Genomic DNA, 468 nt, shown 5'->3' on the forward strand with positions numbered 1-468 from the left:
GCTCCAGCGTCATGAAACCTTGGCCGCTGGAGCGGCCACAACGGCATTCCCACGCTGGAGCGTGGGAACGAGCCACAACCTGGGATCGGCCTGGAAGGCACTCGGGGAGTACGAAAAGGCCATCGGCTATTTGGAGCAGGCCCTGGCGGTCTTTGAGCGCATGCTGGGCCCGGAGCATCCGAACACTCGGATCGTGCGGCAGAATCTCGCCGCCGCGCGGGCCGGGCGGAAGGACCCGTAGGTCGGACTCAGGGACGGCCCCGGCTTTCCTGCGAGTACATCATTTCTTTCTCGTTCCCACGTGCTGCGTGGGAAGCTGGTTGCTCCGCGCCGCGGAGGGCATCAGGCCGGTGGTATACACGGGAACCAAACCTGCCGGCGATCCGGCGTTGTTATCCGGTGCGGCCCAGAGGGCGTCTGCTCTGAGCGTTGCCGCCAGCTGGTGATGGGGTCCGTAAGCCGTCTGAA

The 468-nt window shown here is 65.4% G+C and carries 2 protein-coding genes; one reads left to right on the top strand and one right to left on the bottom strand.

Annotated elements, in window-relative coordinates; translation table 11 throughout:
* A partial coding sequence (locus tag BQ17_RS09370; protein WP_141699202.1) for a tetratricopeptide repeat protein occupies nucleotides 1-241 on the top strand: 241 nt, incomplete at its 5' end.
* A 39-nt stretch (nucleotides 242-280) separates the two neighbouring features.
* Here BQ17_RS09370 and BQ17_RS22550 read toward each other — a convergent pair.
* The coding region (locus tag BQ17_RS22550; RefSeq protein ID WP_218068199.1) for a hypothetical protein at nucleotides 281-468 on the bottom strand (188 nt) is incomplete at its 5' end.

It is taken from the genome of Candidatus Thiosymbion oneisti, assembly GCF_900092655.1.
Taxonomy (GTDB): domain Bacteria; phylum Pseudomonadota; class Gammaproteobacteria; order Chromatiales; family Chromatiaceae; genus Thiosymbion; species Thiosymbion oneisti.